Here is a 24,947-nt window from a genome sequence, read left to right on the forward strand (position 1 = left end):
TAATAGGTGATGGTTCTTTACTTGCCGCGATTCACCATCAAAAGCGCCAACTCTTTTAATGCTTGCGCCTTACTGCCAAAACTAGCCAAACTCGCAATTGCCTCGACCTGAAGCTCTTGAGCCTGCTTACGGGCATAGTCTAAACCCATCAAGCTGACATAGGTTGGTTTGTCCTGGGCAGCGTCTTTTCCAGCAGTTTTTCCTAGGGTTTGACTATCGCCGGTGACATCCAAGACATCATCGATGATCTGAAAAGCCAGACCCAACTTTTGCGAGTAATTACGCAAGTGCATCATTTGAGCCTGATCGAGATGGGATGCGATAGCGCCCATCTCAACTGCACACGACAATAACGCACCGGTTTTCATGGCGTGCATTTGCTGCAAACCCGATAAGTCCAATTGCTTACCCACATTCTCTAAATCAATCGCCTGACCGCCAGCCATTCCTCGAGAGCCAGATGCTGCAGCAAGTGCACTGATCATCGACAGACGAATCTCAGCTGAACAATTAGCATGAGCCAAGATTTCAAAAGCCCGTGTTTGTAAAGCATCGCCAACCAAGAGTGCAGTCGCTTCATCAAATGCTTTATGCACAGTGGGTCGTCCGCGCCGTAAATCATCGTCGTCCATGCAAGGCATATCATCATGTACTAGTGAATAGGCATGAATACATTCAATGGCGGTAGCAGCCGCATCCAAAGTTTCAGGATTAGCATCGCCCAATTCGCCGGCGGCATAAACCAACAGTGGCCGCATGCGTTTACCCCCACCTTGAGCCGCATAACGCATTGCTTGATGCAAGCGCGTGGGGATCGAGGTTTGCGCATCGAGCAAACTTTCTAGAGCTTGCTCGCTCCTGTGCGTATGACTCGCAAGCCATTCAGTAAATGAAATTAATTCGCTCATGGTGAACTACCTAGAGTGCAATCTAAGCTTCGAAGACTCTCACCTGTTGCTCAACTTGCGCCAAGACAGCCTGGCAATGTTTAAGCAAGGCTGCGCCCCGTTGGTAGGCCAATAAAGTTTCTTCCAGAGAAAACTTGCCTGATTCCATGTCAGAAATCAGCTTCTCAAGCTCTTTAACGGCTTGCTCGTAGCGCAAATTCGGATCAATTTGAACCTCTAGGCCAGCGCCTGAGTTCTCGGGTTTTTTAGATGCCATATGCTGACTTTCTCTGGATTTCCATGCGAATAGCCCTACATATTAAAGCGATATGGGGTCTAGATGGGTATAATCACCCCCTTCCTTTCCAATATCGATACGTCGATGGTTGGATTGGTTATTCCGCTTAGCTTCGGCTGACGTTTTCGGGGGTGGGGAGAATGACTAATCTGGCTACCGTGCAGAAACTTGCACCGTCCAATCTACAACTGCCGGTTTCGGCATATTTTGACGTTGATTTATACCAACGTGAAATTGAACTGCTTTTTAAGCAGGGGCCGAGTTATGTCGGTCACGAACTCATGGTTCCTGAAAAAGGCTCCTATCGCACAATTGCTGCCGAAAACGAGGGGCGCATACTGGTGCGCAATGAATCTGGTGTCGAATTACTTTCCAACGTTTGCCGTCATCGTCAGGCGCTGATGCTCAATGGCAGCGGCCAAGTTGATAACATTGTTTGCCCCTTGCATCGCTGGACTTATGATTTACATGGCGAGCTCTTGGGCGCACCTCACTTTGAAGATAAACCTTGTCTTAACTTAGGCAAGTCTCCCCTGCAAAACTGGCAAGGGCTTCTGTTTGAAGGTCCACGGGATGTTTGCAAAGACCTAGCGAATCTCGGCGTTGCTGATGATCTCAAGTTTGATGGCTATGTCTTAGACCATGTTGAAGTGCATGACTGCAACTACAACTGGAAGACCTTTATTGAGGTTTATCTTGAGGACTACCATGTGGTTCCTTTTCATCCAGGCTTAGGTAAGTTCGTTTCTTGCGAAGACTTACATTGGGAATTTGGTGATTGGCATAGCGTTCAAACTGTAGGTATTCATAAGAATCTGGAAAAACCAGGCTCTGCTACTTATCAGCAATGGCATGACGCCGTCTTACGTCAATTCAATGGGAAGACACCGCGCCATGGCGCAATTTGGTTAACCTATTACCCTAATGTCATGGTTGAGTGGTATCCAGGCGTCCTCTGCGTTTCTACCCTGCACCCTATGGGCCCTAATAAAACTCGCAATATTGTCGAATTTTATTATCCGGAAGAAATTGCCTTGTTCGAACGTGAGTTTGTTGAAGCTGAGCGCGCTGCTTACATGGAAACCTGCGTTGAAGATGATGAGATCGCAGAGCGGATGGATGCGGGTCGCGCAGCCCTGCTGGCGAGGGGTATCAATCAGGTTGGCCCTTACCAAAGCCCAATGGAGGATGGCATGCAGCACTTTCATGAGTGGTATAGACGGGTGATGCAGCTCTCTGACATCTAATAATGCTTTAATCAGAAAACCCTCTTTAAGACAGGCTTCCCACATGAATCCACTGATTACCGCTAACCAGCTAGAAGAAATCATTAATAGCGGCGAAGATGTGTTGATCTGTGACTGTCGTTTTGATTTAGCCAATCCATCAGCGGGCAAGACAGCCTATTTAGAAAATCATATTCCTGGCGCTCTTTACGTTGATCTCGATCAGGATTTATCGGGCAGCAAAACCGGTAAAAATGGTAGACACCCCCTACCCTCACCAGAAGATTGGGCTGAAACTAAAACACGTCTAGGGATGGACAACAACACTTTGGTTGTTGCTTACGACAATCAAGGCTCCATCTTTGCTAGCCGTCTGTGGTGGATGCTCAAAGCTACAGGCCATGCTAACGTGCGCGTACTAGATGGTGGACTTGATACTTGGAGCGGTCCGATTGGCAAAACTCCGCGCCAACCTACTGCTAGCGCCCATCCTATCGATGCCATGCCTTATGTTGGGCTAGCATTACTGGAAGAGGTGCTTACAAATCTTCAAACTCATCAAAAGAAAATTGTTGATGCCAGAGCAAGCGATCGGTTTCATGGTGAGAATGAAACGCTGGATCCCGTTGGTGGCCATATTCCAGGGGCCCTCAATCATTGCTATAAAGAAAATCTCTCTGGAAAACTCTTCAAATCGCCTGAACAGCTCTACCAAGATTATGTGGACTTACTTGGCACCACTAAAGCAGCAGAAGTGATTCATCAATGTGGATCTGGCGTGACCGCTTGCCATAATTTACTAGCGATGGAAGTTGCCGGCTTAAGGGGTGCGCGCTTATATGCGGGCAGCTGGAGCGAATGGTGTGCTGATCCCAGTCGCCCTGTAGGGCGTTGATTTAAGCGCTATGACGCTTGCGATAAGAGCAGTACAAAACCTACTCCACAAGCAATCAATATAGTTTGGCGCAATGACTCAGCCCAATGTGGTCGACGATGCATTTGTGGAATGAGATCGCTCACTGCAATATAGATAAAACTACTCGAAGCAATCACCAGTAAGTAGGGCATCATCGCATGGGCTTTTTCTAGAAAGAAGTAAGCCAAAACACCACCGATCACAGCTGATAAACCACAGAGCAAGTTATATAGGAGCGCCCGACTTTTTGAAAATCCCGCATTCAGCAACACCATGAAGTCGCCAATCTCTTGGGGAATTTCGTGAGCAATGATGGCAATCGCAGTGAAGAAGCCCACTTCATAATTGGCCATAAAAGCAGCGGCAATCAAAACACCATCGACAAAATTATGCAGGCCATCACCAACCAATATCATCCACCCGCTTCTACCTGCGACTTCAGCATCATGGCCATGATGGTGCTCATGGCCATCACCCTCATGATGATGACTATGTCTTAGCAAAGCAATTTTTTCTAATAAGAAAAATCCCAACAGGCCAGCCAATAAAGTTCCGAACAAAATTTGCGGCTTGGTATTAGGGAAGCTAAATGCTTCTGGTAAAGAATGCAATAAGGCCGTTGCCAACAAAATGCCGACTGAAACGCTCACCATATTGTCGACCATCTTGGAAAGCAAGCCCAAGGAGAAGCTGGCTGCAATTAAGACACTCACCAATCCCGCAAGAATGGTAACTAACAGAATGTTTTGAAGAATTGACACCGGTTAAATAACTCCGTTTTTCTTGAACCAGGCTAAGCACTTGCTCCAGCCATCTTTGGCGGGACCTTCACGATAGGAATCTCGATAGTCTGCATGAAAGGCGTGCGGAGTATCAGGATAGACCACGATCATAGAATCTCTCGCTGCAGGATTAGTGGGTGCTGCTTTTGCCAATGCTGCCCGCATTTGCTCAACACTCTCTAGAGAAATGCCGGTATCCGCTCCGCCATAGAGGCCGAGGACAGGGGCATGTAATTGAGCAGCAATGTCTACGGGATGCAAAGGATTACCTGGAGTTTTGTCACCAATTAAACGTCCATACCAAGCTACCCCGGCCCTCACTTGCGGCAAGGTCGCAGCTAACCAGGTGATACGACCACCCCAGCAGAATCCAGTAACGCCAACCCGTTTTAGGTCACCGCCATTTTTGCCAGCCCAATTCATGGTGGCCTTGAGATCACCAATCACCTGATCATCAGGTGTTTTAGAAATGACGTTAGTAAAAATCTCGGCAATGCTGCCATAGTTATTCGGATCTCCAGCGCGCATAAAGAAATCTGGTGCAATGGCAAGATAGCCAAGCTTTGCGAAGCGTCTGGCAACATCAGCAATGTGCTCATGCACACCAAAGATTTCACTTACTACAATAATGACAGGTAAAGATGTTTTAGCATTCTGTGGACGTGCTACGTAGATGGGCAGCTGATAGTCGCCCATCTGAATATTCTGCTCGCCAGCCTCAAGACCGACAAAATCGGTTTTGATTGCAGCAGCCATCACTGGCATAGATGCTGGGGCAAAGCCAACCCCCATCACTCCTGCAGTCAGTGCAGAAGTTTTTAAGAAAGCTCTTCGATTTAAGGGCATATTTGATTTCATTAATGTGCTTCCTCCCAGTTATCACCAACCCCAATACTAACCACTAATGGGACTTTAAGTTGCGCAACCTGACACATCAACTCAGGCAATTTCGCTTGTAAGATTTCAATCTCGTCCAAGGGAACATCAAACACCAATTCATCATGGACCTGCAAGAGCATCTTAGTCTTCAATTGCTCCTTCTCTAACCAATCTTCTACTGCAATCATTGCCAGCTTAATTAAATCTGCCGCAGTACCTTGCATAGGCGCATTAATTGCGGCTCGTTCAGCACCTTGTCTGCGCGGACCATTAGACTTAATCTCAGGCAACCACAAGCGTCTCCCAAAAACGGTTTCAACATAACCCCTATCGCGAGCCTCTAGACGGGTTCTCTCCATGTATTGGGCAACGCCAGGGTAACGCTCAAAATACTTGGCAATGTAATTCTGAGCTGCCCCTCTTTCAATGCCCAGATTTCCCGCTAGACCAAATGCGCTCATGCCATAAATCAAGCCGAAGTTGATCACCTTGGCATAACGTCGCTGCTCCGAGCTTACCTCCGCCAAGGGGATCCCAAAGATCTCCGCAGCAGTTGCCTGGTGTACATCCTTGCCCGTAGCAAATGCCTCGAGTAGATTTGCATCTTCAGCAATATGCGCCATGATGCGCAACTCGATTTGTGAATAGTCAGCTGAGAGCAATTTACATCCTGGCGCGGGAATAAACGCTTCGCGAATGCGCCGCCCCTCTTCAGTTCGTACTGGAATATTTTGTAAATTGGGTTCGCTCGATGCCAAGCGACCAGTGACCGCAACGGCCTGAGAGAAATTGGTATGTACGCGCCCAGTTTGAGGATCTGCCATCCTTGGCAATTTCTCAATATAAGTCGACATCAATTTAGCGAGACTGCGGTAATCCAAAATGCGAGCAGGCAATGGGTAGTCTTCTGCCAGCTTTTGTAAAACTTCCTCATCGGTGGAAGGGCTACCAGATGGGGTTTTCTTGATCACAGGTAATTGAAGCTGGCCAAACAGAATCTCCGCAATTTGTTTTGGCGACTGAATATTAAAAGGCTGACCGGCTAACTGATGGATCTCCCTCTCCAAGGCTAACAAGCGCTTACCAATTTCTTGACCCTGCTGAGCTAATAAGGCAGAGTCAATCCGAATGCCATTGCGCTCCATGATGCCGAGGACGCGCATTGCGGGCATTTCAATTTTTTCGTAGACGTAGAGCAAGCCGGGGCTAGTCTGAATTTGAGGCCACAAGGCCAGATGCAAGCGTAAGGTGATATCAGCGTCTTCAGCGGAGTACTTGGTGGCTGTTTGAAGATCAACCTGATCAAAACCAATCTGATGAACGCCTTTGCCACAAACCTCTTCATACTTAATCGTCTTCATGCCCAGATGACGCTCTGCTAAGTTGTCCATATTGTGTGGCATATGAGACTCCAACACATAAGACTCGAGCAAGGTATCGAACTGGACACCCTGTAAGGCGATGCCATAGTTTGCAAAAATATGGGCGTCATACTTTAAGTTTTGACCCACCTTGAAATGCGTTTTGCTCTCTAGCCAAGGCTTTAGTCGGTCAAGTACATACTCCCGCTTTAATTGCTCTGGCGCATTGAGATGACCTACCGGAATATAACAAGCCTCGCCTGCATGTACTGATAAGGAAATACCCACTAACTGTGCGGCAAGTGCATCCAAACTGGTAGTCTCAGTATCCACTGCGGTGAGACTCGCTCCTTGAATTTTCTGAATCCATTTATCGAGACCAGCCTCATCCAAAATGCACTCATAATTTTTTTCAACAGCACTGTGCATCGCACCCATTTCAGGCGATGGTGAAGTAGTAGCCTCCAAGGCCAAGGAGGTTGGCGAAGTGACTTGAGATGAACCACCGACCTGCTCAACTTCGCGTAACCAAGTTTTAAATGCGTAACGTTCAAATAATTCACGCAGTAGCTGACTGTCTTCTGGTTTTGCATGAAGCTCATCTAGACTGGGCACATGGGATGACAAATCGCAATCTGTCTTCACAGTAATGAGTTGTCGCGCTTGAGGTAACCAAGCGAGAGCAGCGCGTAAATTTTCACCAACGACACCTTTGACTTGATCCGCATTCGCCATCAAGCTGTCGAGGTCCCCAAACTCAGCCAACCATTTATTCGCTGTCTTTGGGCCTGCTTTTGGCACCCCAGGTACGTTATCTACCGCATCGCCGATGATGCTCAGATAATCTACGATGCGCTCTGGAGGGACGCCAAACTTCGCAACCACCCCTTCAGCATCCAGACGTTCATCAGTCATCGTATTAATCAAACTCACTGATGCGTTCACGAGCTGGGCCAAGTCTTTATCCCCAGTAGAGATAATCGTCTCCCAGCCAGCCTGAGTTGCCTGGCAAGCCAAGGTGCCAATCACGTCATCAGCCTCGACCCCTGAAACCACTAAAACAGGCCAGCCCAGGGCCTTGACCAGGGCATGAATTGGCTCGATTTGCTTCACCAAATCTTCTGGCATCGGGGAGCGATGGGCTTTGTACTCGGGATACATCTCATCCCGAAAGGTCTTCCCTTTGGCATCAAAAATACAGGCAATATGGTCGGCCTGAATCTCTGAACGAGCCCGGCGCATCATATTCACCATGCCGTAGATCGCCCCAGTGGGGTCACCCGCCCCATTTCTGAGATCTGGCATGGCATGAAAGGCGCGATAGAGGTAGCTTGAGCCGTCTATCAATAAGAGTCTATGTTTAGTCATACCGCAATCGTACAATCTAGTGGTGAATTACCTGCCAGTCTGGTGAATCGAAAACCGGGCGGTAGGCTTTAAAAGGTGAAAATCATGCACGCTATTAGTTACTTATTTGGCCACACTTTGAGCTATACCCTGACTTTATTGAGTTTTTTGATGGCCTTTAGTGTTTTCGGGGTCAGCAACACCTGGGCTCAAGGGACAAGTCAAGCCCTCAGCCCCAATGAGCTTGAACTCATTAATAATCAGCCACTTGCACAGCCCGTCACTGCTTCGGATTCAGCGAACTCCAGCAGCAAACGGAATCCAAGCTATCAGTACACCGATAAGAATGGCACGCAAATTACTGAATACAAAGATGCCAATAGTCCAACCCAGGTTCAAGTCAAGACCCGCCTAACTACTTATGACATGTCTCCACCAGATTCAGTGATGCCTGGACCTCCCTCTGGCGAGGGTAGCTTACTCAGCGTACCTAGCATCAGCATTCCATTTAAGTAATTCATGGCCGTTTTTACCCCACTTGAGCTGAGCGATATCTCAGCGTGGATTGCTCGAGATTTTCGGATTGGCGACGCCACTGGCATTCGTGGCATTCATGGTGGAATTGAGAATTCCAATTTCTTTTTGGATACCTCGCTGGAAGGCAAGCCCCAAGAATATATCCTCACCATCTTTGAAAGACTGACTGCCGAGCAGCTTCCCTACTATCTCGAGTTGATGCGCCATTTAGCCAATCGAGGTATTTCGGTACCTAGACCAATTGAAAACCAATATGGTGAAATCCTATTTGAACTTCAAGGCAAACCTGCAGCCATAGTCAGCAAGCTTCCGGGCTTATCTAGACTGAGCCCAGATAGCCATCACTGTGCCCTAGTTGGTGAAATGCTAGCCAAGATGCATCTGGCAGCAAAAGACTTTGGGCAGACCCAAGAAAACCTTCGCAGCTTAGCTTGGTGGCAAAAAACAGTTCCGGAAGTCCTCCCCCATTTGAGCGCAGATCAACAAGATCTTCTTCAAACTGAGTTAGCAGCACAAGAGCAATTTTTTGCTTCTTCTGAATATTCCGCGCTGCCATTTGGCGCCAGTCACTGCGACTTGTTTAGGGATAATGTCCTGTTTGATCCACAACCGAATCAATCCCCCGATCTTCTGGGTGGCTTCTTTGATTTCTACTTCGCAGGAACTGATAAATGGTTATTTGACCTCGCGGTCACGGTAAATGACTGGTGTCTTGCTGAGAATAAAAAAGATTTGGATCCACAACGACTCGAGGCAATGCTCAATGCTTACGAAGCGGTTCGTCCGTTAAGCCCCATTGAAAAAGAGTCTTGGTCAATGATGTTGCGTGCAGCTGCACTGCGTTTTTGGATATCCCGGCTCTGGGATTTTTATCTACCTCGCAATGCCGAAATACTCACACCACATGATCCAAAGCATTTCGAAAAGATTCTACTTAGCCGGCGCGCCGTATGAAACTCAACTCAGTAGGCATTCAAGAGGGCTATCACTGGATTCGCCAGGGCTTTTGGTTATTTAAGCAAAATCCCCTTGCCTTTCTGATGCTCGTCTTCATCTATGTTTTAGTTGCACAACTGGCTATTTTGATTCCGATCATTGGCGTCATTGCCGTGCTCGTTTTGACCCCCACCCTATCTGTAGGCTTTATGACGGCTTGTCGCCAAGCGATTCAGGGAGAGCGGATTGTTCCACAAGTCTACTTTTGTGCGCTTCGATCAACTCCACTGATTCGCAAGCGCATTCTGCAATTGGGCTTGCTCTACGCCATCATGATTTTTGTGCTGAGTTTGATCCTGGGTTTATTCATCAACGTTCAAGCCCTCATTCCCTTAATTAGCAATGATCAAGCCATAACACCTGAAGCAATCCATCAGCTCTATTGGGCTTTACTGATTGGCGGTTTACTCTACTTCCCTATTGCGGTATTAATGTGGTTCTCCCCTGTACTCGTTGCTTGGGAAAACATGTCAATCCCACAGGCACTTTTCTCAAGTTGGATAGCGTGTTGGACAAACCGTGGGGCATTTCTGTACTACATCCTAATCTGGGCAGCGATTCTGGTCGCCATTCCTCTATTGGTCGGCGCATCACTAGATACAGTGAACCTGGGTCAAGCCGCTTCTTTCATCATTGCGCCGATTTCAATGGGTGGTCTCACCATCATGCATTGCTCTTTTTATGCGAGCTGGAAGGGTAGCTTCATTACTGATGAAGCAATGGTAATGGGCGATTAATCTATCGCAGCCAACTTAGCAATACTAAGTTGTAGCCACTTAATGCCATTGCGCTTGAAATGAATTTGAGCCCGTGCATCAGCATCCAACCCTTCTAAAGCAGTAACGCGGCCTTCACCAAACTTTGTGTGAAAGACATTTTGGCCAATCTTAAATGGATACGTATCACGCGGGGGCGCAGCCATTCTTTTGACGGTAGTTGCTAGCGAACTATGGGGCTTAGTCGCTTGACGATCGCTGCCGGAATCAAAGAAATCATTTGACTCATACTCGCGTTGACGGGTATAGCCGTCATTCCAGGTAGAGCCCGAAGTACGGCCACCCCAACGTGCGTCTTTGGCTTTAGGAGTTAACCATTTCAGCGAATCAGCCGGTAGTTCCTCGAGGAAGCGGGAAGGCATGTTGTAGCGCACCTGACCATGCAACATACGAGATTGGGTATGCGACAGATATAGACGTTCTTTGGCACGAGTGATCGCAACATACATTAAGCGCCGCTCTTCTTCTAGGCCATTGAGTTCGTTAACGCTGTTCTCATGAGGGAATAAACCCTCTTCAAGACCAGTGATAAAGACGGATGTGAACTCCAGGCCTTTCGCAGAATGGACTGTCATTAATTGCACAGCATCCTGCCCAGCCTGGGCTTGGTTATCGCCAGCCTCTAATGAAGCATGAGACAAAAAGGAAGCCAGGGGTGAAACTTCAACATCACCTGGCGCATTCTCACCGGGCAAGGTGGCTGCTTTAGCGTCTTGCCCATAGCCCTCTTCTGCAATAAATGCAGTGGCAGCGTTAATCAATTCCTGTAGGTTCTCCACTCGATCCTGGCCTTCGCGCTCACCCAAGTAATGCTGAATCAGGCCGCTATGCTGAATCACAAACTCCACGGTTTCAGGCAAAGTATTGTGTCGGGTTGCTTCACGCATATGATCAATCAAACGCACAAAACCGCCAAGCGCAGCTCCCGCCTTACCCTCCAGGCTAGAGGCAGCCAAGTAAAGAGAGCATTGTTGATTACGAGCGGCATCTTGTAATGCCTCGATTGAACGAGCACCAATGCCACGCGTCGGGAAGTTCACCACCCGTGAGAAAGAAGTATCGTCATTGGGATTCTCGAGCAAACGTAAATAAGCCAAAGCATGCTTAATCTCAGCACGCTCGAAGAAGCGCAAGCCACCATACACACGATAAGGCAGTCCTGCAGAGAACAAAGCATGCTCAATAATTCGTGACTGGGCATTGCTACGGTAGAGCAGTGCAATCTCGGTGCGCTTAATACCACTATTGATCAGGGCCTTGATTTCATCTACGAGCCAAGCAGCCTCTAGGCCATCACTTGCAGCCTCATAAATACGTACTGGCTCACCATGCCCAGCATCTGTTCGAAGATTCTTACCGAGCCGCTCAGTGTTATTGGAAATCAGGTGGTTCGCCGTATCGAGAATATGTCCATGTGATCGATAGTTTTGTTCCAATTTCACCATCATGGGATGAAACTGTTTTTCATATAAACGCATGTTTTCAACATCGGCGCCACGGAAAGCATAAATACTTTGATCATCATCACCCACCGCAAAGACAGCACTTCGCTGCGTAGAGGAACGACCACCGTCATGTCCAGAAAGTAATTTGAGCCAGGCATATTGCAAGGCATTTGTATCTTGAAACTCATCAATCAAAATATGACGAAAGCGTTCTTGATAATGCGTCCGAATCGCTTCAGAGTGCTTGAGCAACTCATAACTACGCAGTAAGAGCTCTGCAAAATCTACCACGCCTTCACGCTGACATTGCTCATCGTAGGCTTGATAGAGTTGTGCCATCTTTGCCTGAAAATCATCGCCGCTGTCTATATCCTTGGCACGCAGACCCCTCTCTTTGGCATGGGCGATAAAGTACTGCAATTGCTTAGGTGGGTACTTTTCATCATCCACCTTTAGGCCCTTCAATAAGCGCTTAATGGCTGAGAGTTGATCTTGAGTATCCAGAATTTGAAAAGTGGAGGGCAAACCGGCTTCTTTGTGGTGAGCTCTGAGTAGTCGATTACAAAGACCATGAAAGGTCCCAATCCACATGCCACGGGTATTAATCGGTAACATCGCCCCCAAGCGAATCAGCATTTCTTTGGCGGCTTTATTCGTAAAAGTCACCGCTAAGACCCCAATTGGGGAAACTTGCCCTGTTTGGATCAACCAAGCGATTCGGGTTGTGAGCACACGAGTCTTGCCGCTTCCTGCCCCCGCCAGAATTAAAGCAGATTGGGCATGGCCGTTTTGATCAACAGGAGGGAGGGTAACTGCCTCGCCCTGTTCTGGATTGAGGTTGGCGAGTAAGTCGGAGTACATCAGCCCAATTATAATTTGCCTCTTATGCCAAATGCCTCGAATACCCCTAATTCATCATCAAAAAATCCTGAGGGCAATCAGCAACCCTTGGATGAACTTGCTAAATCCTATGAACCAGCCCCGATTGAAGCCTTTTGGGGTCCCGAGTGGGAAAAGCGGGGCATTGCCGATGCAACGCTAGATGAGGGTAAAGGTGACTTTAGTATTCAGCTCCCACCACCCAATGTAACGGGCACCCTACATATGGGGCATGCTTTTAATCAAACCATCATGGATGGGCTGGTTCGACATGCACGCATGTCAGGTAAAAATACCCTGTGGGTGCCTGGCACCGATCATGCTGGTATCGCCACCCAAATCGTGGTTGAGCGTCAGCTCGATGCCCAAAAAGTTTCTCGTCACGATTTAGGTCGTGAGAAGTTCTTGGAAAAAGTGTGGGAGTGGAAGGAAACTTCTGGCTCGACCATAACCCGTCAAATCCGTCGTCTTGGCGCCTCGATTGATTGGGCTAAAGAATATTTCACGATGGACAGCAAAATGTCCAAAGCCGTGGTTGAAGTCTTTGTGCGTCTCCATGAGCAAGGCCTCATTTACCGCGGCAAACGGCTTGTCAACTGGGATCCTGTTTTGGGTACTGCCGTTTCTGATCTCGAAGTAGTTAGCGAAGAAGAAGACGGCTCGATGTGGCATATCCGCTATCCGCTCGCAGACGGTTCTGGCCAACTGATTGTGGCCACCACTCGCCCCGAGACCCTATTGGGTGACGTGGCGGTGATGGTCAACCCCAACGATGAGCGCTATCAACATCTGATTGGTCAATCCGTTGTGTTGCCGCTTTGCGATCGTGAGATTCCAATCATTGCTGACGACTACGTCGATCTGAGCTTTGGTACTGGGGTCGTTAAAGTCACCCCCGCACATGACTTCAATGACTATGCGGTTGGTCAACGCCATCAATTACCTCTCATTAATATTCTCACACTAGATGCCAAGATTAATGAGCATGCACCAGCGGCATATCAGGGCTTAGATCGCTTTGCTGCACGCAAACAAATTATTGCCGATCTAGACCAAGCTGGACTCTTAGAAAAGGTGCAGCCTCACAAATTGATGGTTCCACGCGGTGACCGAACCCAAACCATCATTGAGCCCATGTTGACTGACCAATGGTTCGTGGCTGTCTCTAAACCCAGTCCCGATAATCAATACAAACCTGGTTCCTCGATCGCAGCTGCCGCCTTAGAGGCGGTAACCAAAGGCGACATCAAACTGGTTCCAGAAAACTGGATCAGTACTTACACGCAGTGGTTAGAAAATATCCAAGACTGGTGTATCTCTCGTCAACTCTGGTGGGGCCATCAAATCCCCGCTTGGTATGGCGATCAAGGTCAAATCTTTGTAGCACGCTCTGAATCAGAAGCGAAAGCGCAAGCAGCTGCAGCGGGCTACTCAGGAGAGTTAAATCGTGATCCCGATGTATTGGATACCTGGTTCAGCTCCGCTCTCGTTCCTTTTAGCTCTCTCGGCTGGCCAGATAAAACCCCTGCGCTTGACCATTTCTTGCCCTCTTCTGTTTTAGTTACTGGCTTTGACATCATCTTCTTTTGGGTAGCGCGCATGGTGATGATGACTTGTCATTTCACTGGTAAGGTCCCTTTCCATACGGTATATGTACATGGCTTAGTGCGCGATGCTGAAGGTCAGAAAATGAGTAAGTCCAAGGGCAATACCTTAGACCCCATCGACCTCATCGACGGCATTGAACTCGACGCATTGGTTAATAAGAGAACTGTGGGGCTTATGAACCCTAAGCAAGCTGAGAGCATTAGTAAGCGCACTCGCAAAGAGTTTCCGGAGGGTATCGCTGCATTTGGAACAGATGCCTTGCGCTTCACCTTTGCATCCCTGGCATCCCTAGGTCGCAACATCAACTTTGATCAAAAACGCTGCGAAGGTTATCGTAATTTCTGTAATAAGCTTTGGAATGCCACGCGCTTTGTTTTAATGAACTGCCCTGGCACTCTTGAAGATAATGGCTTTGCACCCTGCGATGATCAATGCGGTCCTGAGGGCTACCTTGATTTCTCGCCAGCAGACAAATGGATTGTTTCAGCATTGCAAAGAACCGAAGCCGAAGTTGAAAAAGGTTTTCAAAACTATCGCTTCGACAATATCGCCAATAGCATCTACCAATTTGTTTGGGATGAATATTGTGACTGGTACTTAGAGCTTGCCAAAGTTCAACTTCAAACCGGAACTCCAGCACAGCAACGCGCTACCCGCAGAACCTTGCTGCGTGTTCTAGAAACTATTTTGCGTTTAGCCCATCCTCTGATTCCATTCATCACTGAGACCCTGTGGCAAACCCTTGCCCCCAAGACAGGTAAAGAGCTTGCACAGCAAACCAAACAAACAATTGCATTGCAGCCCTACCCAATTGCCCAGCCTGAAAAAATCGATATAGCGAGTGAAGCATGGCTAAATCAAATTAAGGCCATGGTGGATGCCTGCCGTAACTTGCGTGGAGAAATGCAAGTCTCCCCCGCACAAAAAGTGCCCCTTTGGATTTGCGGTCCTGAGACTTTCCTGAAGCAAGCCACACCTTATCTTCTGGCCTTAGCTAAATTATCTGAAGTGAAGATCTACCAAAATGAGGCCTCTATGGAAAAAGAAGCTTCTGGAGCACCCATGGCTCTAGTGGGAGATCTGAAACTTCTTCTAAAAATTGAGGTTGATGTGGGTGCTGAGCGTATTCGTCTGGGCAAAGAGATTGATCGTCTAGCCAATGAGATCCAGAAAGCTCGCAGCAAACTCTCCAATGAGAGCTTTGTGGTCCGGGCCCCAGAAGAGGTGGTAGCCCAGGAAAAACAACGTCTTACAGGGTTTGAACAAAATCATGAGAAGCTTGTAGCACAATTAGAGCGTCTGAAATAACTCACTCATCAATGACTGCGCGATATGACCACTTTGAATAAACCTGTTACTAAAGCCGTCTTCCCAGTTGCCGGTTTGGGCACTCGCTTCTTGCCAGCCACCAAGGCTAGCCCAAAGGAAATGTTGAACGTGGTTGACAAGCCATTGATTCAATACGCGGTTGAAGAGGCTATTGCGGCAGGTATTACTGAAATGATTTTCGTTACGGGTCGCAGCAAACGCGCCATTGAAGATCACTTTGATAAAGCATACGAACTAGAAGCAGAGTTAGAGGCCAAGAATAAACAAGCCCTCCTGGAGATCGTCCGCAATGTCAAACCAAGTCATGTCGACTGTGTTTATGTTCGTCAACCCGAAGCCCTAGGTCTGGGTCATGCCGTTCTATGCGCAGAGAAACTCGTCCGCGATGAGCCCTTCGCTATCATCCTGGCGGATGACCTATTAGATGGTCAGCCTGCCGTTCTCAAGCAAATGCTCGCTGTGCATGATGCTCAAAAAGGCTCAGTGCTGGCAGTAGAAAAAATTGATCCCGCCAAGAGCAGTTCTTATGGAATTGTTTCGGGATCAGAAGTGAGCAAGGGAATATATCGTCTCGATGGCATCGTAGAGAAACCCCAACCGAAAGATGCGCCATCTAATTTGGCAGTTGTGGGTCGCTATGTGCTTTCGTCTAATATTTTTCAACACATCCGCGACCTCAAACCAGGCGCTGGTGGCGAAATTCAATTAACCGATGCCATTGCATCTCTTCTCAAGGAAGAGCCCGTATTTGCTTATGAGTACAGCGGTGTTCGCTATGACTGTGGTAGCAAGCTAGGCTACCTCAAGGCTTCGATTGAATTTGCCTTACGCCACCCAGAGGTTGGCACTGACTTTGCTGCCTACCTAAAAAGTCGCTCTCTGGCCTAAATTAGGTGTCGCTTATCTTCTTTTCATAAAGAAGATCAGAACATCGCCTTCTTTTCCAGCAGCAAGCAGTTCATTGCCAGTTTGCTTGGCAAACGCAGGGAAGTCATGCACTGCGCCTGCATCAGTCGCTTTGATCTTCAATACCTCACCTGATTGCATAGTGGCCAAAGCCTTCTTGGTACGCAAAATGGGTAGCGGACAATTCATACCAATCGCGTCCACTTCCGCATTAAAGACCATATTCAAGCTCTCACTCATTTACTAGCAACCCAATCTTTCACTCCAGCTAACGCCGCAGGAAGAGCAGCAGCATTCGTGCCGCCCGCCATCGCCATTTCGGGCTTACCACCACCCTTACCGCCAACTTGCAGGGCAACGAAGTTAACGAGATCACCTGCTTTCACTCTAGCAATCGTGTCGGCAGTAACGCCTGCGATCAAACTCACCTTATCGCCCTGAACTGAAGCCAATACAATCGCAGCGGTCTTGAGTTTGCCTTTAAGGGCATCCATTGTTTCGCGCAAGACTTGTGCATCTGCGCCATCCAATCTTGCTGCCAACACTTGAATTCCATTGACCTCAATTGCTTGACTAGCTAATTCATCGCCTTGGCTAGCCGCCAATTTGGAATTGGCTTTCTCAAGTTCGCGCTCAGCTTGTCGCAAACTCTCTTGTAACTGCGCCACGCGGTTCACTAAATCTGCTGGATGCGTTTTGAGAATAGTTGCCGCCTCATTCATGCGATCTTCTAGGTCTTGTAGAAAATGGAGGGCGTTACTACCTGTAACCGCTTCTACCCGACGAATGCCTGCAGCCACTCCACTCTCAGACAGAATCTTTAAGCTACCAATATCACCAGTACGTTGTACGTGAGTACCACCGCATAACTCTTTTGAGCTCCCAATTTCCAATACGCGCACTTCTTCACCGTACTTCTCACCAAAGAGCATCATCGCCCCAGTCTTTTGTGCGTCATCTAATGACATGACTTTGGCTGAGGTAGCAGCATTGGCCAAAATTTCGGCATTGACAATATCTTCGATGCGGCGAATTTCTGCTGAGGAGATCGGCGCATGATGCGTAAAGTCAAAGCGCGTTTTGCTCGCATCCACCAAAGAACCTTTTTGCTGAACATGATCGCCCAAGACTTCGCGCAATGCCTTATGGAGGATGTGGGTTGCACTATGGTTACGCATCGTATCGAGACGAAGCTTGCTATCAACAATTGCGGTAAGCGAATCACCAACCTTCAATTCACCCTCCAGCAATTCGCCTTGATGCCCAAAGACGTCTGCCTGAATTTTGAAAGTATCTTGCACACCAAAGCGAGCAGCCTCATTACGTAACTCACCTTGATCACCAACCTGACCGCCTGACTCAGCATAGAACGGGGTATTGTCTAAAACCACAACGGCGGCATCGCCAGCCTGAATTGCCTGCACTGGGGCGCCGTCTACATAAAGAGCTGTAACACTAGCACCCTCATGCTTGAGGTTCTCGTATCCATGAAAATGGGTTGGCTTACCTGAATACTCCAGCCCTTGCGCTACTTTGAATTTACCTGCAGCTCGAGCTTGATCCCGTTGCTTTTGCATCGCTTGCTCGAAGCCTTCTGCATCTACGGTAACGCCTCGTTCACGACAAACATCTGCGGTTAAATCCAATGGAAATCCAAAGGTGTCATGTAGACGGAAAGCGGTCTCACCATCAACTACTGTTGCGCCACCTGCTAGAGCACTCTCGAGGATTTCCATACCATTTGAAATGGTCTGGAAGAAACGTTCCTCCTCTTGTTTCAAAACTTCGCCGACTTTATCTTGCGCCGCCCGAAGTTCTGGGTATGCATCGCCCATCTCTTTGACTAAGGCTGGTACTAATTGATAGAAGAAAGGCTTACGTGCGCCTAGCTTATATCCATGACGAATCGCACGACGCGCAATGCGGCGCAGAACATAACCCCGCCCAGCATTACCGGGGATCACACCATCAACCACCACAAAGCTACAGGCACGAATATGGTCTGCAATCACTTTTAAGGATGGACTATTAGCGTCGCAATGACCTCCACCAGCAGCATCGACTGCTTCTTTAGCAGCTTTTAATAAGTGAACAAATAAGTCGATTTCATAATTGGAATGCACCTGTTGCAGAACTGCTGCAATGCGCTCCAGACCCATACCAGTATCCACGCTAGGCTTAGGCAGGGGGTGCATATTGCCCGCCTCATCGCGATTAAATTGCATGAAGACGTTATTCCAAATCTCAATGAAGCGATCGCCATCCTCATCGGGACTGCCAGGAGGGCCTCCTGGGATATGCTCGCCATGATCGTAGAAAATTTCAGTACAAGGGCCGCATGGACCTGTATCACCCATCATCCAAAAATTGTCTGAAGCGTAACGCGCACCCTTGTTATCACCAATCCGAATAATCCGTTCAGCTGGAACGCCAATTTGATCTTTCCAAATCGCGTAAGCCTCATCGTCTTCTGCATAGACAGTGACGAGCAGTTTTTCTTTTGGCAGCTTGAAGACTTGAGTCAGCAGATCCCATGCAAACTGGATCGCCTCTTTCTTAAAGTAATCTCCAAAAGAAAAGTTACCCAGCATCTCAAAGAAAGTGTGGTGACGTGCGGTGTAACCTACATTATCTAAATCATTATGCTTACCACCTGCGCGAATACACTTCTGTGCAGTTGTTGCTCTGCTGTAGGGGCGCTTATCAAATCCCAAGAAAACGTCTTTGAATTGATTCATCCCGGCATTTGTAAACAGCAGGGTCGGATCATCTCCAGGCACTACAGGGCTAGATGGGACAATTTGGTGGCCCTTGCTGGCAAAGAAATCCAGGTAGGCTTGGCGAATTTGGGAGACTTTCATGTGAATAATTATCGCATTGGCCCAAATCTAGGGCAAACCCTAGAGAGCGGGCTCTAGGTCTGCCTTACAATTCGAGAGCTTTGATATAAATAAATCGGCACAAATGCCGATACACAAGGAGATTTTGTGGAAATCCGTAATCAAAAAGATTTTGGTGCTGGCCTGATGTACATGGTGGTCGGTATCTTTTTTGCCTATCTAGCCAGCCAGTATCAAATGGGGACACCTGCCAAAATGGGGCCAGGTTACTTTCCATTTTGGATCGGAATACTGCTCACTGCCATCGGCTTGCTTGTTTTAGTAAAGTCACTCAGCGCCAAGGCAGCCATTGAAAAGATTCCGGCTTTTAACTGGAAAATTATTGGACTCATTACTGGATCAGTCATTCTTTATGGCGTTCTGCTCCCCATCATGGGCTTTGCCTTCGCGATTCTGGTGCTGGTTTTTACTTCAGCCTACGCTAGTCATGAGTTCAACTGGAGGGGCACCTTGGTCAATGCGGTGGTCTTGGCCGCCTCGACCTATTTAGTTTTTGTCCTGGGACTCAAATTGCAGTTCCCATTACTTCCCTTCTTCTTTCAATAATTAACCGGGACATTCAAAATGGATTTATTTAGCAATCTAGCGCTCGGTTTCGATACCGCCTTCACCCTACAGAATCTTCTGTATTGCTTTATCGGCTGCATCCTGGGTACGCTCATTGGAGTATTGCCTGGCCTTGGTCCTATTGCCACCATTGCGATGCTCTTGCCAGCAACCTATGCACTTCCACCCACAGCTGCCCTGATTATGTTGGCCGGCATTTACTATGGCTCCCAATATGGCGGCTCGACTACAGCCATTCTGCTCAACATCCCGGGAGAGACGTCCTCGGTGGTCACTGCAATTGATGGCTACCAAATGGCTCGCAATGGTCGAGCGGGCGTGGCACTCTTTACAGCCGGCATGGGATCCTTCTTCGCCGGTTGCGTTGCTACTTTAGTTTTAGCTGCATTCGCTGCCCCTCTTTCTCAGCTCGCATTTAAGTTTGGTCCGGCAGAGTATTTTTCTTTGATGGTCCTTGGCCTGATCGGCGCCGTTGTGCTCGCCTCAGGATCCTTGATCAAGGCGATCGGCATGATTGTGCTTGGTCTGTTAATGGGTCTGGTTGGTACAGACGTCAACTCTGGCGTATCTCGTTATGCATTCGATATTCCAGAGCTGAGCGATGGTATTGGCTTTGTTGCAGTTGCGATGGGCGTATTTGGTTTTGCTGAAATCATGACCAACCTTGAAAAGAAAGGTGAGGATGAGGGCTTCTTGAACAAGATGACCACCATGATTCCAACCAAGCAAGACATTAAGCGCATGATTCCTGCCATCTTGCGCGGTACAACCATTGGTTCTATTTTAGGCATCCTGCCAGGAGGCGGCGCTGCTTTGGCTTCATTTGGCGCTTACTCGGTAGAGAAGAAAACTTCCAAGTACAGCCATGAATTCGGTAAGGGTGCTATTGAGGGTGTTGCTGGCCCAGAGTCAGCAAATAACGCTGCCGCACAAACCTCCTTCATTCCATTGCTCACTTTGGGTATTCCACCAAATGCTGTGATGGCGCTAATGGTTGGTGCGATGACAATTCATAACATCCAACCAGGACCCCAGGTGATGACGAGTAATCCAGCTCTCTTTTGGGGCTTGATTGCGTCTATGTGGATCGGCAATATGATGCTGATCATTTTGAACTTGCCACTGATTGGAATGTGGGTACAGCTTCTGAAGATCCCATATCGCTTTATGTATCCAGCAATCCTGGTCTTCTGCTGTATTGGCGTCTACACCGTTAACAACACCGTGTTTGATGTCTACATCACTGCTGTGTTTGGTCTGGTCGGTTACTTGTTTACCAAACTGGGTTGCGAGCCACCTCCATTGCTACTGGGTTTTATCTTGGGGCCCATGATGGAAGAAAACTTCCGCCGCGCCCTATTGTTATCGCGTGGAGATTTCTCGACCTTCTTTACCCGTCCACTCTCCTTGGGTCTGTTAATTGCTGCAGCCCTCTTGGTTGTGATTGTGGCACTGCCAGCGGTTAAGAAAACCCGTGAGGAAGCATTCGTAGAGGAATAAGTAGCATCCGCCTAGAACCAAGCCCGCATTAGTTTGCGGGCTTTTTCTTTGAGCGCAAGGATTTCCTTACAATGTTGGAATGTCCCAAGAAAGCAAATCAGCCAAATCCAGTCCTAGCTCGGTAACAGAGCCATCTAATTTTCTGCGCCAAATTATTGATCACGATTTAGCAAGTGGTGCATATGCTGGACGTAGCGATAGTGAGGGACATGGATTGCCAACAATCATTACGCGCTTCCCACCAGAACCCAATGGCTATCTGCATATTGGTCATGCCAAAAGCATTTGCCTCAATTTCGGCTTAGCCGAAGATTACAACCAGCTTCCCGGGGGAGCTCGTTGCAATATGCGTTTAGATGACACCAATCCCGTCAAAGAAGATGTGGAATATGCAGAGAGTATTTTGGATGCTGTGAAATGGCTTGGATTTGATTGGGGTACGCATCTTTATCATGCAAGCGATTATTTTGATCGCCTCTATGCATTTGCTGAAATTCTGATTCAGCATGGCAAGGCCTATGTTGATAGTCAAAGTGCGGACGACATTCACGCTAATCGCGGTAACTTTGGTCAAGCCGGAAAAAATAGTCCTGATCGCGAACGTACTGTCGAAGAAAATTTACAACTCTTTCGGGATATGCGTGACGGCAAGTTTCAAGATGGTGAGCACGTATTACGCTTAAAGATTGATATGTCGCATCCGAATATTGTGATGCGAGATCCCGTGGTGTACCGCATTCGCCATACTGATCACCATCGCACCGGAAACAAGTGGTGTATCTATCCGCTGTATGACTTCACGCATTGCATTTCTGATGCGCTTGAAAATGTCTCTCACTCAATCTGCACCCTCGAGTTTGAAAATAATCGCCCACTGTATGACTGGGTTCTAAATGCCCTAAAAGAAGCGGGCGTTTTCAAGGGCCCTCTGCCACGCCAATACGAATTCGCTCGCCTGAATTTGACTTACACCATTACCAGTAAAAGAAAACTGCTTCAGCTGGTAGAAGAAAAACATGTTGACGCTTGGGATGACCCCCGTATGCCCACGATTGTTGGTATCCGCCGGCGTGGCTACACCCCTGAAAGCATTCGTTTATTTTGCGAACGCATTGGTGTCTCCAAAGCGGATAGCTGGATTGATATGAGCACACTTGAGCAAGCTTTACGGGATGATCTTGAAGTCAGGGCTCCTCGCGCAACCGCTGTGCTAAAGCCCCTCAAGCTGGTAATACAAAACTTTGATGAGCAAGCCAGTGAGCTCTGCTCCGCACCGTGTCACCCTCAGCACCCCGAATGGGGTAACCGTGATTTTCATTTCACACGTGAGTTGTGGATTGAGGCAGATGATTTTATGAAAGAGCCAATCAAAGGCTTCTTCAGGCTGTATCCACCCATAGGTGATCAAGCTGGTAGCCGAGTTCGTTTACGTCATGGTTTTGTGATTGAGTGCACTGGATTTGAACAAGATGCTGCGGGCAATATCACTCAAGTCAATGCAAATTACTTCCCCGATAGTAAAAGCGGTACAGCAGGATCCAATAACTACAAAGTTAAAGGGAATATTCATTGGATCAGCGCCAAGGAGGCCGTGCCTGCTGAAGTGCGCCTTTATGACCACCTCTTTAATGATCCTCATCCGGATAGCGGGGATAAGAATTTCCTAGACGCAATCAATCCTCATTCCAAGCAAACCATCACCGCTTACTTAGAACCTTGTATGAAAGAAGTGAAACCAGAGGAGCGCTTTCAGTTTGAACGGCACGGTTATTTTGTTGCCGATCAACTCGACTCCAAACCAGGTAAGCCGGTTTTCAATCGTACAGTTGGACTTAAGGATTCTTGGAAATAGTTTTTAAGAATGCCGCTACGCTCGGGTAGCGCAAAGTTGTTTTCAATTCACCCAGGCGGGTATTCATGACCCGTCGAGACTCGCGCATAAAAGACCAGAGCATAGGACTGACGATTTTTTGTAATTGCTCAGCAGGCAACCTTGTTGGTCTCGCTAAATCAAATGCATCAGCAACCTGATCAAAGTAATCACCCATCTTTGTCTCGCCACCGTCGCAAGCGTTAATCACTCTCTGCGGTTTACCGTGATAAACCGCGCTACATACCAATCGAGCAAGATCTTCGCTATGGATATGATTGGAATACGCATCTTCCTCGGGCAATAACGCTGGTGTCTTAGCCTCTAAGCGCTCGAGCGGCAAACGGTCCAAAGCATAAATCCCTGGAACCCTCAAGATAGTCAATATGACCCCATGCGCTAAGGCCCATAGCCTCAAGGTGCACTCAGCATCGACGCGTCGCCAAGCCCTTTCGCTTTCCGGATGGACAGGGGTTGTTTCGCTGACATGGGCTCCAGAATGATTGCCATAGACACCGGTGGTACTGACATAGATCAGGCGTCGGACTTGATTGGGCCTTTGGGATAAAATTCGAATGAGATTGCGAGTGCGCCGGTCCAAACGGCTCATATTTTGTGGGGGCGCTAGATGAATCACGGTTTCGGCGATCGCACTTAAACGCCATAAGCTATTAGGTTCGTCCAGGTTGCCTAAAAGCGGTGTAACGCCAACCGCTCTTAGTTCAGCAAACCGGCTCACCTGAGAAGTTAAAGCAAAGACTTTGTAGTGACGAATGAGCTGTTTGGCTACGCGCAGACCAATGTCGCCGCAGCCAATAATCAGAATTCGAGGTTTACCAAACGATTGCATAACTGACATCGTAACGATTTATTAAAGGAATGAGAATGTCTTACCAAGTCACCATCAAAGCGAGCGGCAAACAATTTGAGGTTAACGCCGATGAAAACGTGCTCGAGGCGGCTCTGCGTCACAATATTCAACTGCCCTATGGCTGTAAAAATGGTGCCTGCGGCTCCTGCAAGGGCAAGATCCTTGAAGGTCAAGTAAGTCACGGGCAACATAGTGCTAGCGCCCTCTCGCCTAACGATGAAGCCGCAGGATCTGCTTTATTCTGCTGCTGCCATCCTCAATCAAATCTCTTAATTGAAGCTCGCGAGATTCAAGGGGGTGGAGATATGCCAGTGCGCAAGGTCCCTTGCCGTGTTGCATCCCTCTCCATGCCGAGCGCAGATGTGGCTATCCTGAAGCTTCAGTTACCTGCTACAGATCGATTCCAATTCTTGGCTGGCCAATACATTGAGTTTCTCTTAAAGGATGGGCAAAGACGTGCTTACTCAATCGCAACGCCTCCAGTCGCTGAGGGTCCGCTTGAGCTTCATATTCGCCATCTACCTGGCGGCTTGTTTACAGACTTTGTCTTCGGCAAAACAACGCCCGCTTTAAAAGAGAAAGACATCCTCCGTTTTGAAGGCCCCTTGGGTAGCTTTTTCTTGAGAGAAGATTCTCAAAAACCCATTATTTTTGTTGCCGCTGGAACTGGCTTTGCGCCAATTAAATCGATCATTGAGCAGATGCAGGCTAAAAAGATCACTCGCCCCATTCATCTATATTGGGGCGGCCGTCGCCCCAGCGATCTTTATCTTGATGAACTGTGCCAGACCTGGGCCAAGGAGATTCCTGAATTTACCTATACCCCAGTCATTTCCGATGGCCTGGCTGAAGACGCCTGGACTGGCCGTACCGGCTTTGTGCACGCTGCAGTAATGCAAGACCACCCGGATTTGTCTGCCTTCCAGGTCTATGCCTGTGGAGCGCCAGTGATGGTGAATGCAGCACGACAAGACTTTTCATCAAAATGTCATTTGCCTGAAGAAGAATTTTTCGCAGACTCATTCACCAGCGCCGCAGATCTCGCATCTGCGTAATAATAAGGTCTT

Annotated in this window: 20 protein-coding genes; 11 read left to right on the forward strand and 9 right to left on the reverse strand. The window is 48.1% G+C overall.

Features of this window, described 5'->3' with window-relative positions; genetic code table 11:
• Positions 1-17 precede the first annotated feature (17 nt).
• Both ICU98_RS07070 and xseB read right to left on the reverse strand, forming a co-directional pair.
• Positions 18-908 (reverse strand): polyprenyl synthetase family protein, encoded by an 891-nt coding sequence (locus ICU98_RS07070; protein ID WP_215336113.1) that lies wholly within the window; start codon positions 906-908, stop codon positions 18-20.
• A 22-nt stretch (positions 909-930) separates the two neighbouring features.
• Positions 931-1,164: an exodeoxyribonuclease VII small subunit gene (xseB, locus tag ICU98_RS07075; protein WP_215336115.1), complete on the reverse strand. Its 234-nt coding sequence runs from the start codon at positions 1,162-1,164 to the stop codon at positions 931-933.
• A gap of 161 nt (positions 1,165-1,325) precedes the next feature.
• On the opposite strand from xseB, the gene ICU98_RS07080 reads away from it, so the two are divergent.
• Together ICU98_RS07080 and ICU98_RS07085 are read left to right on the forward strand one after the other, a co-directional pair.
• Positions 1,326-2,432, forward strand: a complete 1,107-nt coding sequence (locus ICU98_RS07080; protein WP_215351760.1) for an aromatic ring-hydroxylating dioxygenase subunit alpha — start codon at positions 1,326-1,328, stop codon at positions 2,430-2,432.
• A 43-nt stretch (positions 2,433-2,475) separates the two neighbouring features.
• Positions 2,476-3,306 carry a sulfurtransferase gene (locus ICU98_RS07085; RefSeq protein WP_215351762.1) on the forward strand — a complete coding sequence of 277 codons (831 nt, stop codon included), beginning with the start codon at positions 2,476-2,478 and terminating at the stop codon, positions 3,304-3,306.
• A gap of 8 nt (positions 3,307-3,314) precedes the next feature.
• Here the strand turns inward: ICU98_RS07085 and ICU98_RS07090 are convergent, their stop codons facing one another.
• Genes ICU98_RS07090 through polA form a run of 3 tightly spaced genes read right to left on the reverse strand, consistent with a single transcriptional unit; the run spans position 3,315 to position 7,717 of the window.
• Positions 3,315-4,088 carry a ZIP family metal transporter gene (locus ICU98_RS07090; protein WP_215336120.1) on the reverse strand — a complete coding sequence of 258 codons (774 nt, stop codon included), beginning with the start codon at positions 4,086-4,088 and terminating at the stop codon, positions 3,315-3,317.
• A gap of 3 nt (positions 4,089-4,091) precedes the next feature.
• Entirely contained in the window at positions 4,092-4,967 is an 876-nt protein-coding gene (locus ICU98_RS07095) for a dienelactone hydrolase family protein (protein WP_215351764.1), read from the reverse strand.
• Positions 4,967-7,717 carry a DNA polymerase I gene (polA, locus tag ICU98_RS07100; protein WP_215351767.1) on the reverse strand — a complete coding sequence of 917 codons (2,751 nt, stop codon included), beginning with the start codon at positions 7,715-7,717 and terminating at the stop codon, positions 4,967-4,969. The genes ICU98_RS07095 and polA overlap by 1 nt, the downstream gene beginning before the upstream one ends.
• An 84-nt stretch (positions 7,718-7,801) precedes the next feature.
• Between polA and ICU98_RS07105 the strand changes: the two genes are divergently transcribed.
• Genes ICU98_RS07105 through ICU98_RS07115 form a run of 3 tightly spaced genes read left to right on the forward strand, consistent with a single transcriptional unit; the run spans position 7,802 to position 9,966 of the window.
• A complete protein-coding gene (locus ICU98_RS07105; RefSeq protein ID WP_215351770.1) occupies positions 7,802-8,212 on the forward strand; it encodes a hypothetical protein in 411 nt (136 codons plus the stop codon).
• Positions 8,213-8,215: 3 nt separating this feature from the next.
• The gene (locus tag ICU98_RS07110) at positions 8,216-9,187 is read left to right on the forward strand and encodes a homoserine kinase (protein ID WP_215351774.1); all 972 of its coding nucleotides are present in this window, start codon (positions 8,216-8,218) and stop codon (positions 9,185-9,187) included.
• The gene (locus tag ICU98_RS07115) at positions 9,184-9,966 is read left to right on the forward strand and encodes a BPSS1780 family membrane protein (protein ID WP_215351775.1); all 783 of its coding nucleotides are present in this window, start codon (positions 9,184-9,186) and stop codon (positions 9,964-9,966) included. Before ICU98_RS07110 ends, ICU98_RS07115 begins: the two co-directional genes overlap by 4 nt.
• On the opposite strand, the gene ICU98_RS07120 is transcribed toward ICU98_RS07115, so the two are convergent.
• A complete protein-coding gene (locus ICU98_RS07120; RefSeq protein WP_215351777.1) occupies positions 9,963-12,311 on the reverse strand; it encodes a UvrD-helicase domain-containing protein in 2,349 nt (782 codons plus the stop codon). The two genes, ICU98_RS07115 and ICU98_RS07120, sit on opposite strands and share 4 nt — an antisense overlap.
• 24 nt (positions 12,312-12,335) lie before the next feature.
• Between ICU98_RS07120 and ICU98_RS07125 the strand changes: the two genes are divergently transcribed.
• Together ICU98_RS07125 and galU are read left to right on the forward strand one after the other, a co-directional pair.
• On the forward strand, positions 12,336-15,245 hold the full coding sequence (locus ICU98_RS07125; protein WP_215351779.1) for a valine--tRNA ligase: 2,910 nt from the start codon (positions 12,336-12,338) through the stop codon (positions 15,243-15,245).
• A gap of 24 nt (positions 15,246-15,269) precedes the next feature.
• Entirely contained in the window at positions 15,270-16,154 is an 885-nt protein-coding gene (gene galU / locus ICU98_RS07130) for a UTP--glucose-1-phosphate uridylyltransferase GalU (protein WP_215351781.1), read from the forward strand.
• Between the two features lie 12 nt (positions 16,155-16,166).
• Here galU and ICU98_RS07135 read toward each other — a convergent pair whose 3' ends face one another.
• Both ICU98_RS07135 and alaS read right to left on the reverse strand, forming a co-directional pair.
• A complete protein-coding gene (locus tag ICU98_RS07135) occupies positions 16,167-16,394 on the reverse strand; it encodes a sulfurtransferase TusA family protein (protein WP_215353207.1) in 228 nt (75 codons plus the stop codon).
• Positions 16,395-16,408: 14 nt separating this feature from the next.
• Positions 16,409-19,033: an alanine--tRNA ligase gene (gene alaS, locus ICU98_RS07140; RefSeq protein ID WP_215351783.1), complete on the reverse strand. Its 2,625-nt coding sequence runs from the start codon at positions 19,031-19,033 to the stop codon at positions 16,409-16,411.
• 126 nt (positions 19,034-19,159) lie between these two features.
• On the opposite strand from alaS, the gene ICU98_RS07145 reads away from it, so the two are divergent.
• The 3 genes from ICU98_RS07145 to ICU98_RS07155 all read left to right on the forward strand — a co-directional run bounded on the left by ICU98_RS07145 (position 19,160) and on the right by ICU98_RS07155 (position 22,991).
• Positions 19,160-19,618, forward strand: coding sequence for a tripartite tricarboxylate transporter TctB family protein (locus ICU98_RS07145; protein WP_215351785.1), 459 nt, complete (start codon positions 19,160-19,162; stop codon positions 19,616-19,618).
• Positions 19,619-19,636: 18 nt separating this feature from the next.
• Positions 19,637-21,139: a tripartite tricarboxylate transporter permease gene (locus ICU98_RS07150; RefSeq protein WP_215282047.1), complete on the forward strand. Its 1,503-nt coding sequence runs from the start codon at positions 19,637-19,639 to the stop codon at positions 21,137-21,139.
• Positions 21,140-21,218: 79 nt separating this feature from the next.
• Positions 21,219-22,991 carry a glutamine--tRNA ligase/YqeY domain fusion protein gene (locus ICU98_RS07155; RefSeq protein WP_215351788.1) on the forward strand — a complete coding sequence of 591 codons (1,773 nt, stop codon included), beginning with the start codon at positions 21,219-21,221 and terminating at the stop codon, positions 22,989-22,991.
• Here the strand turns inward: ICU98_RS07155 and ICU98_RS07160 are convergent.
• Positions 22,972-23,868, reverse strand: a complete 897-nt coding sequence (locus ICU98_RS07160) for an SDR family oxidoreductase (protein WP_251365324.1) — start codon at positions 23,866-23,868, stop codon at positions 22,972-22,974. The two genes, ICU98_RS07155 and ICU98_RS07160, sit on opposite strands and share 20 nt — an antisense overlap.
• A 26-nt stretch (positions 23,869-23,894) precedes the next feature.
• Here ICU98_RS07160 and ICU98_RS07165 point away from each other — a divergent pair, with 26 nt between their 5' ends.
• Positions 23,895-24,935 (forward strand): CDP-6-deoxy-delta-3,4-glucoseen reductase, encoded by a 1,041-nt coding sequence (locus ICU98_RS07165; protein ID WP_215351791.1) that lies wholly within the window; start codon positions 23,895-23,897, stop codon positions 24,933-24,935.
• The last annotated feature ends 12 nt before the right edge of the window (positions 24,936-24,947 follow it).

Source organism: Polynucleobacter sp. MWH-P3-07-1, assembly GCF_018687555.1.
In the GTDB taxonomy this organism is placed as follows: Bacteria; Pseudomonadota; Gammaproteobacteria; order Burkholderiales; family Burkholderiaceae; genus Polynucleobacter.

What these genes read in the sequence shown, in the direction of transcription:
- ICU98_RS07070 (WP_215336113.1), bottom strand. Translation starts at nt 908, where the DNA reads ATGAGCGAATTAATTTCATTTACTGAATGGCTTGCGAGTCATACGCAC.
- xseB (WP_215336115.1), bottom strand. Translation starts at nt 1,164, where the DNA reads ATGGCATCTAAAAAACCCGAGAACTCAGGCGCTGGCCTAGAGGTTCAA.
- ICU98_RS07080 (WP_215351760.1), top strand. Translation starts at nt 1,326, where the DNA reads ATGACTAATCTGGCTACCGTGCAGAAACTTGCACCGTCCAATCTACAA.
- ICU98_RS07085 (WP_215351762.1), top strand. Translation starts at nt 2,476, where the DNA reads ATGAATCCACTGATTACCGCTAACCAGCTAGAAGAAATCATTAATAGC.
- ICU98_RS07095 (WP_215351764.1), bottom strand. Translation starts at nt 4,967, where the DNA reads ATGAAATCAAATATGCCCTTAAATCGAAGAGCTTTCTTAAAAACTTCT.
- polA (WP_215351767.1), bottom strand. Translation starts at nt 7,717, where the DNA reads ATGACTAAACATAGACTCTTATTGATAGACGGCTCAAGCTACCTCTAT.
- ICU98_RS07105 (WP_215351770.1), top strand. Translation starts at nt 7,802, where the DNA reads ATGCACGCTATTAGTTACTTATTTGGCCACACTTTGAGCTATACCCTG.
- ICU98_RS07110 (WP_215351774.1), top strand. Translation starts at nt 8,216, where the DNA reads ATGGCCGTTTTTACCCCACTTGAGCTGAGCGATATCTCAGCGTGGATT.
- ICU98_RS07115 (WP_215351775.1), top strand. Translation starts at nt 9,184, where the DNA reads ATGAAACTCAACTCAGTAGGCATTCAAGAGGGCTATCACTGGATTCGC.
- ICU98_RS07120 (WP_215351777.1), bottom strand. Translation starts at nt 12,311, where the DNA reads ATGTACTCCGACTTACTCGCCAACCTCAATCCAGAACAGGGCGAGGCA.
- ICU98_RS07125 (WP_215351779.1), top strand. Translation starts at nt 12,336, where the DNA reads ATGCCAAATGCCTCGAATACCCCTAATTCATCATCAAAAAATCCTGAG.
- galU (WP_215351781.1), top strand. Translation starts at nt 15,270, where the DNA reads ATGACCACTTTGAATAAACCTGTTACTAAAGCCGTCTTCCCAGTTGCC.
- ICU98_RS07135 (WP_215353207.1), bottom strand. Translation starts at nt 16,394, where the DNA reads ATGGTCTTTAATGCGGAAGTGGACGCGATTGGTATGAATTGTCCGCTA.
- alaS (WP_215351783.1), bottom strand. Translation starts at nt 19,033, where the DNA reads ATGAAAGTCTCCCAAATTCGCCAAGCCTACCTGGATTTCTTTGCCAGC.
- ICU98_RS07150 (WP_215282047.1), top strand. Translation starts at nt 19,637, where the DNA reads ATGGATTTATTTAGCAATCTAGCGCTCGGTTTCGATACCGCCTTCACC.
- ICU98_RS07155 (WP_215351788.1), top strand. Translation starts at nt 21,219, where the DNA reads ATGTCCCAAGAAAGCAAATCAGCCAAATCCAGTCCTAGCTCGGTAACA.
- ICU98_RS07160 (WP_251365324.1), bottom strand. Translation starts at nt 23,868, where the DNA reads ATGTCAGTTATGCAATCGTTTGGTAAACCTCGAATTCTGATTATTGGC.
- ICU98_RS07165 (WP_215351791.1), top strand. Translation starts at nt 23,895, where the DNA reads ATGTCTTACCAAGTCACCATCAAAGCGAGCGGCAAACAATTTGAGGTT.